Source organism: Candidatus Sphingomonas colombiensis, from assembly GCA_029202845.1.
In the GTDB taxonomy this organism is placed as follows: domain Bacteria; phylum Pseudomonadota; class Alphaproteobacteria; order Sphingomonadales; family Sphingomonadaceae; genus Sphingomonas; species Sphingomonas colombiensis.
In genome coordinates this window covers 1,705,001-1,720,217 of sequence record CP119315.1, presented here as the reverse complement: position 1 = coordinate 1,720,217, position 15,217 = coordinate 1,705,001, and the positions used below count along the sequence as shown (strand labels likewise).

Sequence of the window (15,217 nt, the reverse complement as noted above, 5' to 3'; positions counted from 1 at the left end):
TTGTTATGCGCAAGGCTTATATGGGCGTTCGGCTGCGACGGTTGCGCGAGGAGCGCAATCTGAAGCAGGTCGAGCTTGCCCAGGCACTGGCAATCTCGCCGAGCTATCTGAACCAGCTCGAACAGAATCAACGCCCCCTGACGGTGCCGATCCTGCTCAAGCTCAACGCGGTATTCGGGGTCGACGTGCAGCTCTTCTCCGAGGACGAGGAGGCGCGGCTCATCACCGACATGCGCGATGCGATCGCCGATGGCGGCGAGAGCGTGTCGGTGGCCGAACTCCGCGAACTGGCGGCGAACATGCCCGCCGTCGGGCGCACGCTGATCGAGCTGCATCGGCGCTATCGAGAGGCGGCCGAGCGGGCCGACATCATGGCGGCCGAGCTTGGCGACGAATGGGCCAGCGACGCGCGGGCGCGACAGCCGTTCGAGCAGGTCCGCGACTTCTTCTACGCGCGCCACAATCATATCGAATTGCTCGATGAGGCGGCCGAGCGGATCTATCGCGATGCGGGGCTGACGCCGCGCAACATCCATGTCGGGCTGACGAACTGGCTCAGGCACAAACATGGGGTCGAGGTGGCGATGGCGGAGGCCGGCCCGCTGCAACGCCGCTATGATCGCGGCACCCGTACCCTTCACCTGTCCGCCGCCCTCACGCCGGGGCAGCAGGCATTCCAGATGGCGACCCAGCTCGCCTTCCTCGAACTCGACGATGCGATCGCGCGGCTGACTGACGATGCGATCCTCTTAGGCGACGAGGCGCGCCGGCTCGCCCGCATCGGCCTCGCCAATTATTTCGCGGGGGCGCTGGTGCTGCCCTATGCCGACTTCCTCGCGATGGCCGAGGCGGAGCGTTATGATATCGAGCGGCTCGGCCAGCATTTTGGCGTCGGCTTCGAAACCGTCTGCCACCGCCTGTCCACCCTGCAGCGCGCGGGCGAGCGCGGCGTTCCGTTCTTCTTCATACGCGTCGACCGCGCCGCCAACATCTCCAAACGGCAATCGGCGACCGATTTCCATTTCTCCCGGGTTGGGGGGACGTGCCCGTTGTGGAACGTTTATGAGGCCTTCTCCCGGCCGGGTCGTGTCACGCGACAGATCGCGCAGATGCCCGACGGGCGGACGTATCTGTGGATCGCGCGCACGGTGACGACCGGCAGCGGAGCTTTCGACAAGCCGGGCAAGGTGTTTGCGATCGGCCTTGGCTGCGACATTCGCCACGCCAGCCAGTTGATTTATTCACGCGGGCTCGACCTTGGCGATCCCGCCGCCGCGACGCCGATCGGCGCCGGCTGCAAGGTGTGCGACCGTCCGGCATGCCCGCAACGCGCCTTCCCGCCGATCGGCCGGGCGCTGACGATCGATGAGAACACCGCGGCCTCCGTTCCCTATCCGGTGGCATGATCGGGCGAGTGCGCGTTTGCAGCTATCGCGCGATCTTCGCGCGCGCGGCCGGAAGCGATGCGTCATCGTGGGCACGATCGACGCGCCTGAGCACAGATCGACGATTCGGCACGGCGCACCCGATCGCGACTAGGTGAATCATCAACCCAGCCGCAAAGCCGTTCAGCCCAACTCTGCTTCCATGATCCGGCGCATCTCGAATTTCTGCGCCTTGCCGGTGATGGTCATGGCGAAGGCATCGACGATACGAATATAGCGCGGCACCTTGTAATGGGCGATGCGCCCCTTGCAGTGCGCGAGCACTTCTTCAGCCGTCAGCGTGATTCCGGGACGGGGAATGATCCAGGCGCATACTTCCTCGCCATAAGTTGCGTCCGCGATACCGAAAACCTGCGCATCGGCGATAGCATCATGGGCCAGCAGGAATTCCTCGATCTCGCGCGGGTAAATATTCTCGCCACCGCGGATGATCATGTCCTTGATGCGGCCGGTGATGCGCACATAGCCGCGCTCGTCCATCGTCGCGAGATCGCCTGAGTGCATCCAGCCGTCCGCGTCGATCGCCTCGGCGGTCCGGTCGGGGTCGTCCCAATAGCCGCGCATCACCGCATAGCCGCGCGAGCAATATTCGCCCTGCTCGCCACAAATCAGGGTCGCGCCGTCCGGGCCGACGATCTTGGCCTGCGCATGAGGATGCACGCGACCGACCGAACCGACCCGCTCCTCGATCGGATCATTGGTGGCGGTCTGGGTGGTGAGCGGGCTGGGCGGTGAACCGCAAGCGCGTTGAACCTATCTAGCGTCGAGAAGGGCTGAAGGTGCCGCAAAAGCGGCGCAAGCGTGGTCGGCTGTGGTTGAACGAAGAATCATGCATCCGGCTGCGACCCGAATGTCCCTGGCACGTCTGGGCATATGACTTTGTCGCGAGGTGCACGCACGAAGGCCGCAAGTTCCGCATCCTGACGATCATCGACGAGGCGAGCCGGGAGTGTCTGACACTCATCATCGGCGGGCGCCTTATAATCAGGATGAGCTGGCGGCGCCGGCCGAACTGTTTATCGCGCGGGGCCCACCAGCCAATATCAGATCGGACAACGGCAGCGAGTTCGTCGCCAAGACGGTACAGGTGTGGCTTGGGCAGATCGGACTGACCACGCTCTACGTCGCTCCGGGCGGCCCGTGGGAAAATGGGTACGACGAGAGCTTCAACGGATCGCTGCGCGATGGGTCCTGTCAGTAATTTTGTGCGCAGAGCCAAATTTGTCCATCAGATGACGAACCGCTCACCGAAGATAACGGCAAACTGTGTTTTAGCCTCCAACCACTCGCGCGGGGCCCGTTCCATTCGTCGGCCGAATGATTGAGCACAAGATATAGCTGCGTCATCGCGGTATCGTCACCTGGGAAGTGGCCGCGGATGCGAACGGCGCGCCGCAACTTTGAGTTGAGCGCCTCGATCGCGTTGGTGGTGTAAATAATCCGACGGATCGGCTCGCTGAACGCAAAAAACGGAATGACCTGTTCCCAGTGACGACGCCCGCTTTGTGCGATTGCTGGATATTTTCGGCCCCAATGGCCCTCCTCGAGCGCGTCCAGTGCGGCGCGACCGGCATCGGCATTTGCTGCGCGATAGACGCTGCGCAGGGCACTGGCGATGGCCTTGCGGTCCTTCCAGGAAGCGAAGCTCATCGAGTTTCTGATGAGATGAACCACACAGGTCTGAACGCTGGTTTCCGGGAATACGGCGTTGATCGCTTCCGGGAAGCCTTTCAGCCCATAGACCACGCCAATCAGGATATCGGCGACACCACGGCTTCTCAGCTCGTTCATGACGCGCGGCCAGAATTTGGCGCCCTCGGTTTGCTCGATCCAGATGCCGAAAATCTCCCTCGTCCCGTCAGGAAGGAGGCCCAGTACGATATACACCGCCTTGTTACGAACGAAGCATTCGTCGCGGATTTTCACCCGGATCGTATCCAAGAAAACGAGCAGATAACAAATATCAAGCGGGCGGCCGCCATTCCGCAACCGTTTCTAGCACCGCGTCCGTGCCCCTCGAAATCAAGTCCGGCGAGACATCGATGCCGTACAACTCCTCGAGGTGCCCGCGGATCTCGCGCACCGTAATACCGCGCGCGTACATCGAGATGATCTTCTCGTCGAAATCGGGAAAGCACCGCTGGTATTTGGCGATCAGCTTGGGATCGAACGTCCCCGCCCGATCGCGTAGAACGTCCAGCGTCACCTTCGACGTTCCCGTCAGAATCGTTTTCCACGAGGAACCGTTGCGCTGATTGATTGCACCTTCGGCGTCCTCGCTTTCCAGATGATCGTCAAGCTCTGCCGATAGCATCCGCTCCGACAGTGCCTTCTTCAACTCAGCGAGTGACCCGTCCTTAGCAAATAATTCCTCGGAATCCGGCCCCGCCAGCAACTGATACAAAACGTCCTTGTCGATCGCCATATCGATGGTCCTTCCTGTTCCATCTTATGACCTCGCGCACAAAACTTCTGACAGGCCCGCGCGATGAGCTGCGCGATGGCGAATCCTCTACACCCTCGCCGAAGCACGGGTGCTGATCGAAGCCCGGCTGCGACATTATAACGCCGTCCGCCCGCGCCCGAAGCCGTTCCGTCGCTAGTGCCGCCCTCAGGTTCCGCTTCGCTCCACCTGCGGCAAGCACTGGCGACGCAGGTCATGATGCATTAACAATCAACCCGGACCACTCGGTGGGGGCCGATCACTACCCACGGGCCTTTCTCTCAAACTGACGGCCCGCTCGCCGGCGAAACCACAGCCAGGATAGCGCTGCGATGATCACCGCCCCTGCGAGCAACATCCCGATCCGCGCCAACGGCAGGAGCGGGCTGGCCGCCCCCCCGGCTCGCAGAACCGCGACTTCTTTGGCCGTGACCTGCGCCCTTGGGTTCCCCCACTTCTGAGTTAGATAGTTTACTAAGTTGGCGGTTTGGGTGTCGGAGAGAGTGTATCCGAACGCGGGCATGTTCACGTCAGGCTGCCGGCGCAATCCGTTCAGCACCACCATCACCAGATTGTCAGGGCGCGAGCGACCAAGGGCGGCGTTGTGAAACAATGGCGGCAGAGCGCCGTCGAAACTTCCCTGCCCCTGCGCCTGATGGCAACTTGCACAATTCGCGTCGTAGAGCTGGGGACCGGTCATGTCGTCGAGGTTCTTGGGCAGCGCGACACCGCGAATGGCGGCCAGATCGTCGCCCGGTTTTCCCCAGGCATAGGCGGCCCGACTGTCCGCCGCATCGCGCACGGGAGCTGTCGATTTGAGATAAACGGCGATCGCGCGCAAATCGGAGTCCTTGAGATGCCGCAGACTGGCATCGATCGCCTCTGCCATCGGACCGGCGGACTGGGCTTTGCCGGCGGCATGGCCGGTGCGCAGATACGTCGTAAGCTCGTCCGCGCTCCAACCGCCGATGCCGCTGACCGGATCCGAGGTTATGTTGGGGGCGAACCACCCGCCCAGAGCCGCGCCGGCCAAGGCCGTGTCGGATTTCTCGGCCATCAGGAAGTTGCGGGGCGTGTGGCACGATCCGCAATGCGCCGGCCCCTGCACCAGATAGGCCCCGCGATTCCATTCGGCGCTGCGTGCCGGGTTGGGCCTGAAGGGCGCCCGATCAAGGAACAGCATGTTCCAGGCCGCCATCGACAAGCGGATGTTGAAGGGAAACGGCAGGCGCGTCTTTTCGGGCGTCGCCTCGACCGGTTTTACCGCCTGCATGAAATAGGCGTAGAGCGCGCGCATGTCATCGTCGGTCAGCCGGGCATAGGCGGTATAGGGCATGGCGGGATAAAGCCGCGCGCCATCACCGCGCACCCCACCCCGCACCGCGCGATCAAACTGGTCGAAGCTGTACTGGCCGATGCCGTGAGACTTTGACGGCGTGATATTGGTTGAGACGATCGTTCCTAGCGGCGATGCCATTTTCAGCCCGCCGGCCATCGGCTTTCCGCCCGGCGCGGTGTGGCAGGCGGTGCAGTCGCTTGCGGTGGCGAGATATTCGCCCTGTTCCGTCAGGCGGCTATCGGCGGTTTGCGCGCGCGCTATCGCCGGCCCCATGATGGCGGCCGAAGCAGACAAAGCCACAAGCCAGCGCCGCAAGGTTCGCGGCCCGCTCATGAAGCCCTCGGTGAGGTGCCCAACGGCTTGCCCGCAAGAATGTGGTGGACGCTTCTGAGCGCAACGGCGAGGCCGTTCTCCGTCGAATTGCAGGTGCCCGAGGTCGGCAGCACGCCCGTCCCCGTGAAGAACAGATTTTCATGATCGTGCGCCCGACCATAACCGTCGCAAACCGAGGTACGGGGATCCATGCCCATGCTGAGCGTGCCGCAGATGTGCTGATTGTTGGCGAAATCCCCGTCTTTGCTGAATTTGAGGTTCGTCCCCCCCATCAAGTCCGCGATGCGCTGGAAATCGCGCTTCCCGCGCTCGTGCCCGCGCCGCGTATAATCATCGATCGCATAATGCGCCTGCGGTTTGGGAATGCCCATCGCGTCTTTCTGGTCCGACAGGGTGATCCGCCGATCCGGATGCGGCAGCACTTCGAGCACGGTCTTGACGTTCATCTCGCGCGCGGCGCTGTGACGCAGGCGTTTTTCGAATTCCGGCCCATACACGCCGGCGGCGATGAGCGCTTTCGTCGCTCCATCGACCCGGGAGATATTGGTGAAATCCAGCCGATAGGCCGCATGCCCGTTACGAAAGCCGCCATCGCGCATCGTGTTGATGGAGCTTGGACTTTGCGGCCCACGCCCGAGCCAGAGATCTTCATCGGCATCGAACGTCAGCGAAGTGCTGGGGTGGTCCATCAGATTGCGGCCCATCATGCCGCTGCTGTTCGCCAGCCCGTTGGGAAATTTGTCGCTCGCCGAAAGTAGCATCAGCCGGGGGCTTTCGATGCCGTTGGCGGCAACGATGAACGTCCCGCCGGTGACCCGGTGCGAGACCTTGTCGGGATCGTAATAATGGGCGGCGAGTATCCGTCCGTCCGGGCCATGTTCCAGCCGATAGACATTGGCGTTGACCTGGAGTTTCACGCCCGCCGCCTCGGCCGAAGCCGCCGCAATGCCGCCGTGATACTGGGCGTCGATCGGGCAGATCGGCTGGCAGCTGTTGTTACCGCAGCACGGCGGGCGGCCATCATAGCTGCGGCTGTTCCGGGCGGTGGTGTTGCTGACGACGTCGAAGGTGCCGGCCAGCCGCTCCCGGATGCGGCGCATGGCGAAGGGCTCCGCCACGGGCTCCATCGGAAATGGTTTGGCGCGGGGGGAGCCGGTGTTCGGCGCGCCAGAGACCCCAATCAGCTCTTCCGCCTCCTGATAGAAGGGCTCGAGATCCTCGTAGGAAAAGGGCCAGTCGACGCCGACGTCATAGAGGCTTTTGATGCGAAAATCGTTGGGAACATGGCGCCACGCATGGGCCGCCCAGTGCCACGTCGTGCCCCCGACCTGACGGATATATTCGGCCGGATACGGATACGGGCCAGCCTGGATGAGATAGCCGTTGTCCTGCGGTTCATAGACCGGGTGAGGCGCCCAGGGAGATGGCGGATAAGGGGACATCCAGTCACCACGCCGCGGCGAATTGCGAAAGCGGGCGACCAATTCCCCGCGCGTAACGCGTGGTCCCGCCTCGAGAATGAGCACGGAAGAGCCGGATTCGGCCAGCCTGCGCGCGGTCAGCGAGCCGATGATGCCGGAACCGATGACGACGAAATCGGCGGATTGGTCAGCCATGGGCGCCAGGCTCCGCCAAGAGGCTTTGCGGAGCGCCAATCGCCGGGAGCGATCCGGGCTGTGGCGCAGCGGCCCAGCTGCCATAGCCGCCGTAAGCGTAGGTCGGAGGCTTGAGCACGTCCGCCACCATCACCGCGTTCAGCGCCGTCTCATAAGCGAAGCAGCGCGCGCGCGGACCGGCGCCGACAATGCCAAGGCACCATGCGGTGACGATCTTGCGCGGGAGCGCCGCCAGAGGCGAGTTTTGCCCGTCCAGCAATTGCTGAAGCTGCAGCGGATCAACGGTCTTCGCGTTGATAATTGTCAGAAGGGCGCGGGTGTCCTGCGGAAAGGCTGAATCATCGGCGGCGAGCCCGTCGAACAATCGCGCGGCTTGTTCCTGATCGAGCGCCTGACGGCCGACGAGGAAGGCTGAAACGGCGAGAAAGGCACTCCGATCCTCCGGGCGCGCGACAGACAATGCCCCGCTCCAGGGGATCAGCGCCAGTGTCGATACGGTCAACAGGCCACCCAGAAGCCCGCGACGCGCGATGCGCCATACGGCGCCATTCTGATATTGCCCTGGCTGATCGGGCCCCGGATCGCTGCAATTCGGCAGTGGCATTGCATGCCTCCCCTTTATTGCTTTTCGCCAGGATATCCTGACGCGTCTGCGGCCGTTCCGGGCTGAGGAGCAACCGACTCCACGCGCGGCTACCGCGCTTGGGCGCATTATGCGCCCTCAATGCGCAAGATTAAAGCGCCATTGGATGACACTTTGCTTGCTGCCAATTGTTACGCGCAAAGCACCGGGCATCGAGCGGACTCGCCCGAACCGGCATTTGCTATCCGCGCCATTTCATTTTACTTGGAATGGTCACCGGCAGACGAGCGACTCACCTGCTCGCCCATGGCAAGAAAATTGCTGGTTACATCGCTGGTTAAATGGCTCGAAGATCGTGTTTGCTTGGAGGCCGCCATGCGCAGACGACGTGACGCGAAAATCATCTCCGCACTTGCGATATCTTTCGCTTGTTCGAGCATCGTATGGGCGGACGCGCCCCCGCAAGGGGCGCCGGTAGTTCGGCTCGCCTCGCTGCCGCGCCTCGGCCAGATCGATGATAGATATCAATCCTATAACGTCGAAATGGCCGAGATTGTCGGTGGCAATTTCTGGAAGCCTTACGGCCCGGGCGGCAAGCTTAACGTCACGCCAAAGGCGCCGCTGGGGGGCGGGGTCGCCGGGCAGGATCCCGATCTCTTCCAGTCGCTCCCGCCCCTCGACACCGCAAACCCGCGGCTCCGCAAGCTGACCGCCGCGCTTGGCCCCGCCTATATGCGGGTCAGCGGCACCTGGGCCAATTCCGTCTATTTCCATGACGACGATTCCCCGCCGCCCGCGAAGGCGCCGGAAGGCTTCAACGGCATTCTCACGCGCGCGGAATGGAAGGGCGCGATCGATTTCGCGCGGGCTGCGAACGCGGAGCTGGTCTCGTCTTTCACCATAAGCTCCGGGGTGCGTGACGGCAGCGGATCCTGGACGCCCGATCAGGCAGCGAAATGGCTCGCTTACACCAAGGTTGCCGGCGGAAGGATCGCGGCGGCCGAGTTCTTCAATGAGCCGACGATGCCGACTTATGGCGGCGCGCCGACCGGGTATGACGCCGCTGCCTATGCGCGCGATTTCGCCGTCTTCCATTCGTTCGCGAAGCGCGAAGCGCCCGATATGGCGATCGTCGGGCCCGGCACCGTGGGCGAAGCCACGATCATGCCGGTCGGCGGAATACCGGGGATGATCCGGAGCGACGCGCTATTGTCGGCAAACCCGCGCCCGATATTCGATATCTATTCGTACCATCATTATCCCGCCGCCTCCATCCGTTGCGCCTCGATGGGCCCGCAAACGCAGACCACGGCGGCGGCCGCCTTGTCCGAACAATGGCTCAGCCTCGCCGACAAGAGCAACGACTTCTATGTCGCGCTACGGAATCGCTTCGAGCCGGGCAAGCCGGTGTGGGTAACGGAGATCGCCGACGCCGCGTGCGGGGGCAATCCGTGGGCGAAGACGTTCCTCGACAGCTTTCGCTACGCCGATACGCTGGGTCGCCTCGCCCGGGGTGGTGTAGCCGTGCTGTTCCAGAATACGCTCGCTTCCAGTGAATATGGTCTGCTCCAGTCCGGCACTTTCGAGCCACGCCCCAATTACTGGACGGCGCTGCTCTGGCGGCGGCTGATGGGAACGACGGTGCTCGACGCCGGCCCGTCGCGCGAAGGGCTGCACCTTTACGCGCAGTGCCTGCGCGGCCATCCCGGCGGAGTCGCCGTGCTCGCGATCAACAACAGCAAGACCGCAAGCAGCGCCATCGAGATGACAACGCCGAGCGAGCGTTACACGCTGGCGGCCGATGGCTTGCAGTCCGAGACCGTGAAGCTGAACGGCGCGGCGCTGACTCTCGGCGCCGACGATGCGTTGCCGTCGCTGGCCGGCGTTGCCGAACGTGCCGGACGCGTGAGCTTCGCCCCCGCCACCATCACCTTCCTGGCAGCCCCGGCGGCAGGGAACCCGGCATGCCGTATGCCTTGAACGACGCTGGCGCGCAGCCGGGCTTGTCCCGACGCGCCTTCATGGGAACGGCCGCGGGCGCGCTGGCGATGCCGTTGATGGCGCGTGCCGGCTATGCCGCCACCCCCGACAGGGCGTTGCTGATCAGCAATGTCCGGATATTCAACGGCATCGACGAGCGGTTGAGCAACGGCCACCTGCTCGTCGTTGGTGACCGGATCGCGGACATATCCTCGGGGCCAATCTCGCCGCCTGCCGGTACCTTACAGATTGACGGCGGCGGCCGCACCCTGATGCCCGGCTTGAGCGACGCGCACTGGCATATGGTATTCGCGCCCAACACGATGGCGAACATGCAGGCCGCAGACACCGGCCTTATGTACGCCCATGCCGTGGCGGAGGCCGAACGCACGCTCATGCGCGGTTTCACCACCGTGCGCGACGTGGGCGGCCCGACATTCGGGCTGAAGGCCGCAATAGATGCCGGGGTAATTCCCGGTCCACGGGTCTATCCCAGCGGGGCGCTCATCTCGCAGACCGCCGGCCATGGCGACTTCTCCCCCGCTTATGCCGATCCGCGCATACTCGGTGGCCAACCCTCGCGTTTCGAACAGATCGGCGCGTTCATGATCGCCAATGGCGTGCCCGAGGTGATGGCGGCGGTCCGCACCCAACTCAAGCGCGGTGCGAGCCAGATCAAGCTTGCGCTTGGCGGCGGCGTGATCTCGGATTCGGACCCGATCGACACGCTTCAATACACACTCGACGAGATCAGGGCCGCGGTGCAGGTGGCGAGCGACTGGGGAACGTATGTCGCGACGCACGTTTACACGGTTCCCGGCATTCGCTGCGCGATCGAGGCGGGCGTCCGCTCGATCGAACACGGCCATATGGTGGATGAGCCCACCCTGAAGCTTATGGCCGATCGCGGTGTCTGGCTTAGCCTTCAACCGTTCCAGGCGGGCGACAATCCACTGACCCCGGCGCAAATCGCGAAAGCCGAGCCGACCAGCCATTGGGAGCGGGTCGCGGCATGGGCCAAGGCTCGCGGCGTCAAGGTCGCCTTCGGAACCGATGTGCTGTTCCAGCCCGATAGCACCGACATAGAGACGGTCATGCTGACGCGGTTCGCGCAGGTGTTCGGCAATGTCGGAACGCTGCGGATCGCCACATCCGGCAACAGCACGCTATTCGCGATGAGCGGTGAGCGCGATCCCTACAAGGCCGCCAAACTGGGCGTCCTGCAGCGCGGCGCCTGGGCCGATATGCTGCTGGTCAACGGCGATCCGACGCAGGACATCAATCTGCTGAAGGATCATGATCGCAACCTCGCCGTAATCATCAAGAACGGCGTCGTTCACAAGAACATGCTGGTTTGACGAGACGACCGGGGCGAACATTCTCGGTCAGAATGTAATGCGCGCGTCGAGGCCGATCACCAGAGCATCAGGAATCTGCCCCGTCCCTCCCGGATGGAGGACGTATTGCAAGCCCGGCCGCAAGGAGAGCCACGGCGCGGCTTGAAAATTGTAATCGACCTCCGCAAACCTCTCGTAGCGCTGCACTCCCACCGAGCCGGGTAGGACGATGTCGCGATCCACCTGGTATTGCGTCAGCCGTGGATTGAACTGCCCGGATGCGAAGACCGCGGATATATAATCGTTATCCCGGCCCCGGAATGTGCCTTGATAGACCGCCCCTATCTCCCACGAGTTGCCGAACAGCGCGACATGCGGGTCGCCTCTGGCGTAGGACGCAAAAAGCGCGAGGCCGCGCTTGGAGCCAGGCTGCTCGACAAAGATCTTTTGGCTGGCCATCAGATAGAAGCCGAAGCGCGAGCGACGCTGAAGGAAGGGAGCGCCGGTGAGACCGGCGGACTGGCCATTTACATCGAGTAGAACGTCAGGCGAGGGTGACGTGTTGTAATACACACCCACCCTGTATTGGCCGGGCAACCGCGCGCTGCCGAGATTGGGTTCCCAACCGATTTCAAACGGCATGAGGACGCCGGTACTTTGAAAGGTGAGGTTGAAACCATAGTCTTTATCGCCGAGGTGCGGGTTCACCTGATATATGCCTGCGGCGGCATAGATGTCTTTGGGCATGGCGATCCGCAACCGGGCGCCCCATTGGGCGACAGGGTAATTGTGCGCGCCACCACTGTCTTGAGCAATGCCGATCGGCTTGCCGCAAACGCCGTTGTTCTGAAAATAGCAAGCGTAGGGATTTCCCGCGAAACTGTTTCCAAGCGGCGACCAGCCGATCTGGAATTCCACTTTACCGTCAAGGAGGCGTTGCACGTAACTCAGCTCTGAAAGACGGAGATTCTGGCCTGCGCCATAAAGCTGCTGGACCGGAAAGACGTTTCCAATGGCGTCGTTCGACAGGCTACCGCCGACGCGGTCGTCCAGGGCGATGCGCACTTCGCCCCCGTCGATGCCCGCCAGACGGGCAAGATCGAGCTCGACCAGCAAATCCAGCTGTTGTGTATAACGAACCGCCTGCTTGAACCCACCGACGGGATTGCCCGCGGTTTCCGACCAGTAATGGGCGCTCAACGTGACGCCTGCATCCTCTAGCTTCGTTCGCGCGCCTCCCCAGTCACCAGTCAAACGGGGATCGGTTGCGGGTTGCTCGTGGGCCTCTTGCGCGCGTGCGATTTGCGCCGGCAACAATATGCCTGCGATGGCGAGAGCGAAGCGGATAACTGGCGGTTTCATGAAGATAACTCCCGCAGCTCGGATCACTTCTGGTCGGTGTTATGCGGTGATCTGCCTCCTTCTGCGTGATTCAAAATCCATGTCATTCGAGATCACGATTGAGCCTGCTTTCATGCGTGGCACGGCCTTTTCAAGAAAACCGGCTTCTTTTTGCAGCAGGACAGCCTCGCCTGCCGTCATACAAAAGCTCGTTCCATCGGGCTTGGGTTACCGAGGGAAGTCTGTGGGCGCAGCTCGTTACGATCGATCTGCCACGCCTGACATTTTACCCCAGCCTCGGCGAAGCTCAAGAAGCAGAATGCATTCAGGCCTTCGCCGCGAACGGGGCCATCGGGGGATTTCGCGGATGCTTTGTCCGTTGGCTCCCGGGGGTCGTTAAAGTCGTGGATGGCACGGTGAGCTTGCGCGCCATGATGCGTCGAGCGCCAATTACGAACGGATTTACCGACGGGTGGCAGAGGAACTGGCACAGCATCTGCCATCCGCGGACGGCAATGTCGCTCGAGAGGCCGTTCGCCCGCTGATGGAAGCCATCGTTATCCGGCCCGGCACCGGACGTGGCGGTAAACGCCGGAAAATCCAGCTTCACGGCGATCTGTTCGAGATGTTGGCGTTTGCGACAAATGCCGCAGCGGACGGCGACTCCGGTACGAAGGCACCGCCGCCAAAATGCACAAAGCCCCCGATCCGGAGGGATCGAGGGCTTTAGTGCTATATTGGTGGTTGCGGGGACAGGATTTGAACCTGTGACCTTCAGGTTATGAGCCTGACGAGCTACCGGGCTGCTCCACCCCGCGCCACCGATAGCGATCCTTGTGAGGATCGCCTGAGCCGTTGAAATGCGAATACCTCCGACGATCGGATTTCATCGCACTGACGTGCTGATGAACTCCCTCGCGCGGAGGCTCGACGCGCCCTCGCGGGCAGAAACTGTGAATGGGTTCATCCGTATATTATCGTGCTCACCAGCTGCAATGCCTGGCGACGACCTACTCTTCCATCGCTTAAGCGATAGTACCATCGGCGCAGTCGGGTTTCACGTCCGAGTTCGAGATGGGATCGGGTGGGACACCGACGCTATGGCCACCAGGCAATGAAGCGGGTGAGCGACGAGAATATACGGGTTCAAAATCGATGCGTGCACTTTACGTGTATAATATTCTGGCGTCGACTTGGATCATCCGACCAAGTGACAGCAGGTGTTACCCAGAGCTGTCATTGATGGTGGGACTCTCAAGCGCGAATAGGACAATTAGTATCGGTTAGCTCCATGCGTTACCGCACTTCCACATCCGATCTATCAAGGTCGTGGTCTCCGACCGTCCTAAGAAATCTTATCTCGAGGGAGGCTTCCCGCTTAGATGCTTTCAGCGGTTATCCCGTCCGTACATAGCTACCCTGCTGCGCCGTTGGCACGACGACAGGTACACCAGAGGTACGTTCAACCCGGTCCTCTCGTACTAGGGTCAACTCCTCTCAAATTTCGACGCCCACGGCAGATAGGGACCAAACTGTCTCGCGACGTTCTGAACCCAGCTCACGTACCACTTTAATTGGCGAACAGCCAAACCCTTGGGACCTGCTCCAGCCCCAGGATGTGATGAGCCGACATCGAGGTGCCAAACAACCCCGTCGATATGAGCTCTTGGGGGTTATCAGCCTGTTATCCCCGGCGTACCTTTTATCCGTTGAGCGATGGCCCTTCCACGAGGGACCACCGGATCACTATGACCGACTTTCGTCTCTGCTCGACTTGTCAGTCTCGCAGTCAGGCGGGCTTATGCCATTGCACTCTAACAGTCGGTTTCCAACCGACCTGAGCCCACCATCGCGCGCCTCCGTTACTCTTTAGGAGGCGACCGCCCCAGTCAAACTACCCGCCACAGAGGGTCCCTGATCCCGCTTCAGGGATCGAGGTTAGACATCAGAAAACAACAGGGTGGTATTTCACCTATGGCTCCACATCAGCTGGCGCCAATGCTTCAAAGCCTCCCACCTATGCTACACAGTTCTTTCCTAATGCCACTCTGAAGCTGCAGTAAAGGTGCACGGGGTCTTTCCGTCTAACCGCGGGTACTCCGCATCTTCACGGAGAATTCAATTTCGCTGAGCATGTCCTGGAGACAGTGGGGAAGTCGTTACGCCATTCGTGCAGGTCGGAACTTACCCGACAAGGAATTTCGCTACCTTAGGACCGTTATAGTTACGGCCGCCGTTTACCTGGGCTTCATTTCAGAGCTTGCACCCCTCCACTTAACCTTCAGGCACCGGGCAGGCGTCAGGCCCTATACGTCGTCTTGAAGCCGACTTAGCAGAGCCCTGTGTTTTTGCTAAACAGTCGCTACCCCCTGGCCTGTGCCCCCCGACAGAGCTTGCGCTTAGCCGGGGCCTCCTTCTTCCGAAGGTACGGAGGCAATTTGCCGAGTTCCTTCAGGACACTTCTCTCAAGCGCCTTGGTATACTCTACCTGACCACCTGTGTCGGTTTCGGGTACGGTCTATACGGTGGGGCTATTTCCCGGGACAGTTTCGAAGCACGTCCAATCCGATAAGGACGTACAACACACACCATCCGTCACACACCACCAGGCCCACGAATATTAACGTGGTTCCCATCGACTACCCCCTTCGGGCTCGTCTTAGGGGCCGGCTCACCCTGCGCGGATTAGCCTTGCGCAGGAACCCTTGGTCTTTCGGCGAGAGGGCATCTCACCCTCTTTATCGCTACTCATGTCTGCATTCGCACTTCCGATACCTCCACGACCCATTACCAGATCGCT

Annotated in this window: 8 protein-coding genes, 1 tRNA gene, 2 rRNA genes and 4 pseudogenes (1 of these 15 only partly in view); 5 read left to right on the top strand and 10 right to left on the bottom strand. The window is 61.9% G+C overall.

The window, feature by feature from the left end; genetic code table 11:
* The first annotated feature begins 5 nt into the window (after positions 1–5).
* Entirely contained in the window at positions 6–1,406 is a 1,401-nt protein-coding gene (locus P0Y64_08245; GenBank protein WEK44749.1) for a short-chain fatty acyl-CoA regulator family protein, read from the top strand.
* Between the two features lie 162 nt (positions 1,407–1,568).
* Here P0Y64_08245 and P0Y64_08240 read toward each other — a convergent pair.
* Positions 1,569–2,171 (bottom strand): annotated as a pseudogene (locus P0Y64_08240) (AMP-binding protein).
* Between P0Y64_08240 and P0Y64_08235 the strand changes: the two are divergent.
* Positions 2,165–2,628 (top strand): annotated as a pseudogene (locus P0Y64_08235) (DDE-type integrase/transposase/recombinase). The pseudogenes P0Y64_08240 and P0Y64_08235 overlap by 7 nt on opposite strands.
* Positions 2,629–2,673: 45 nt before the next feature.
* Here P0Y64_08235 and P0Y64_08230 read toward each other — a convergent pair.
* Positions 2,674–3,870: pseudogene (locus P0Y64_08230) on the bottom strand (IS256 family transposase).
* A gap of 82 nt (positions 3,871–3,952) precedes the next feature.
* On the opposite strand from P0Y64_08230, the pseudogene P0Y64_08225 reads away from it, so the two are divergent.
* Positions 3,953–4,116, top strand: a pseudogene (locus tag P0Y64_08225) (IS3 family transposase).
* A 34-nt stretch (positions 4,117–4,150) separates the two neighbouring features.
* Here the strand turns inward: P0Y64_08225 and P0Y64_08220 are convergent.
* From P0Y64_08220 to P0Y64_08210, 3 genes are read right to left on the bottom strand one after another with little or no spacing between them, the layout of a single operon-like run.
* Complete coding sequence (locus tag P0Y64_08220; protein WEK45011.1) at positions 4,151–5,500, bottom strand: cytochrome c; 1,350 nt, start codon at positions 5,498–5,500, stop codon at positions 4,151–4,153.
* A 56-nt stretch (positions 5,501–5,556) separates the two neighbouring features.
* On the bottom strand, positions 5,557–7,176 hold the full coding sequence (locus P0Y64_08215) for a GMC family oxidoreductase (protein ID WEK44748.1): 1,620 nt from the start codon (positions 7,174–7,176) through the stop codon (positions 5,557–5,559).
* Positions 7,169–7,780 (bottom strand): sugar dehydrogenase complex small subunit, encoded by a 612-nt coding sequence (locus P0Y64_08210; protein ID WEK44747.1) that lies wholly within the window; start codon positions 7,778–7,780, stop codon positions 7,169–7,171. Before P0Y64_08210 ends, P0Y64_08215 begins: the two co-directional genes overlap by 8 nt.
* 120 nt (positions 7,781–7,900) lie before the next feature.
* Here P0Y64_08210 and P0Y64_08205 point away from each other — a divergent pair, with 120 nt between their 5' ends.
* Both P0Y64_08205 and P0Y64_08200 read left to right on the top strand, forming a co-directional pair.
* Positions 7,901–9,739 carry a hypothetical protein gene (locus P0Y64_08205; GenBank protein ID WEK44746.1) on the top strand — a complete coding sequence of 613 codons (1,839 nt, stop codon included), beginning with the start codon at positions 7,901–7,903 and terminating at the stop codon, positions 9,737–9,739.
* Positions 9,724–11,097: an amidohydrolase family protein gene (locus P0Y64_08200; GenBank protein ID WEK44745.1), complete on the top strand. Its 1,374-nt coding sequence runs from the start codon at positions 9,724–9,726 to the stop codon at positions 11,095–11,097. The genes P0Y64_08205 and P0Y64_08200 overlap by 16 nt, the downstream gene beginning before the upstream one ends.
* Before the next feature lie 27 nt (positions 11,098–11,124).
* On the opposite strand, the gene P0Y64_08195 is transcribed toward P0Y64_08200, so the two are convergent.
* The 5 genes from P0Y64_08195 to P0Y64_08175 all read right to left on the bottom strand — a co-directional run.
* Entirely contained in the window at positions 11,125–12,438 is a 1,314-nt protein-coding gene (locus tag P0Y64_08195; GenBank protein WEK44744.1) for a carbohydrate porin, read from the bottom strand.
* Positions 12,439–12,477: 39 nt separating this feature from the next.
* On the bottom strand, positions 12,478–12,618 hold the full coding sequence (locus P0Y64_08190; GenBank protein WEK44743.1) for a hypothetical protein: 141 nt from the start codon (positions 12,616–12,618) through the stop codon (positions 12,478–12,480).
* 540 nt (positions 12,619–13,158) lie between these two features.
* Positions 13,159–13,235: transfer RNA gene (locus tag P0Y64_08185), tRNA-Met, on the bottom strand.
* A gap of 179 nt (positions 13,236–13,414) precedes the next feature.
* Positions 13,415–13,529 (bottom strand): 5S ribosomal RNA (gene rrf, locus P0Y64_08180).
* A gap of 141 nt (positions 13,530–13,670) precedes the next feature.
* Positions 13,671–15,217 (bottom strand): 23S ribosomal RNA (locus tag P0Y64_08175); it runs 1,245 nt beyond the window's last position.

Coding starts and splice junctions, on each gene's coding strand:
- P0Y64_08245 (WEK44749.1), top strand. CDS start 6: ATGCGCAAGGCTTATATGGGCGTTCGGCTGCGACGGTTGCGCGAGGAG.
- P0Y64_08220 (WEK45011.1), bottom strand. CDS start 5,500: ATGGGGCCGGCGATAGCGCGCGCGCAAACCGCCGATAGCCGCCTGACG.
- P0Y64_08215 (WEK44748.1), bottom strand. CDS start 7,176: ATGGCTGACCAATCCGCCGATTTCGTCGTCATCGGTTCCGGCATCATC.
- P0Y64_08210 (WEK44747.1), bottom strand. CDS start 7,780: ATGCCACTGCCGAATTGCAGCGATCCGGGGCCCGATCAGCCAGGGCAA.
- P0Y64_08205 (WEK44746.1), top strand. CDS start 7,901: ATGCGCAAGATTAAAGCGCCATTGGATGACACTTTGCTTGCTGCCAAT.
- P0Y64_08200 (WEK44745.1), top strand. CDS start 9,724: ATGCCGTATGCCTTGAACGACGCTGGCGCGCAGCCGGGCTTGTCCCGA.
- P0Y64_08195 (WEK44744.1), bottom strand. CDS start 12,438: ATGAAACCGCCAGTTATCCGCTTCGCTCTCGCCATCGCAGGCATATTG.
- P0Y64_08190 (WEK44743.1), bottom strand. CDS start 12,618: ATGACGGCAGGCGAGGCTGTCCTGCTGCAAAAAGAAGCCGGTTTTCTT.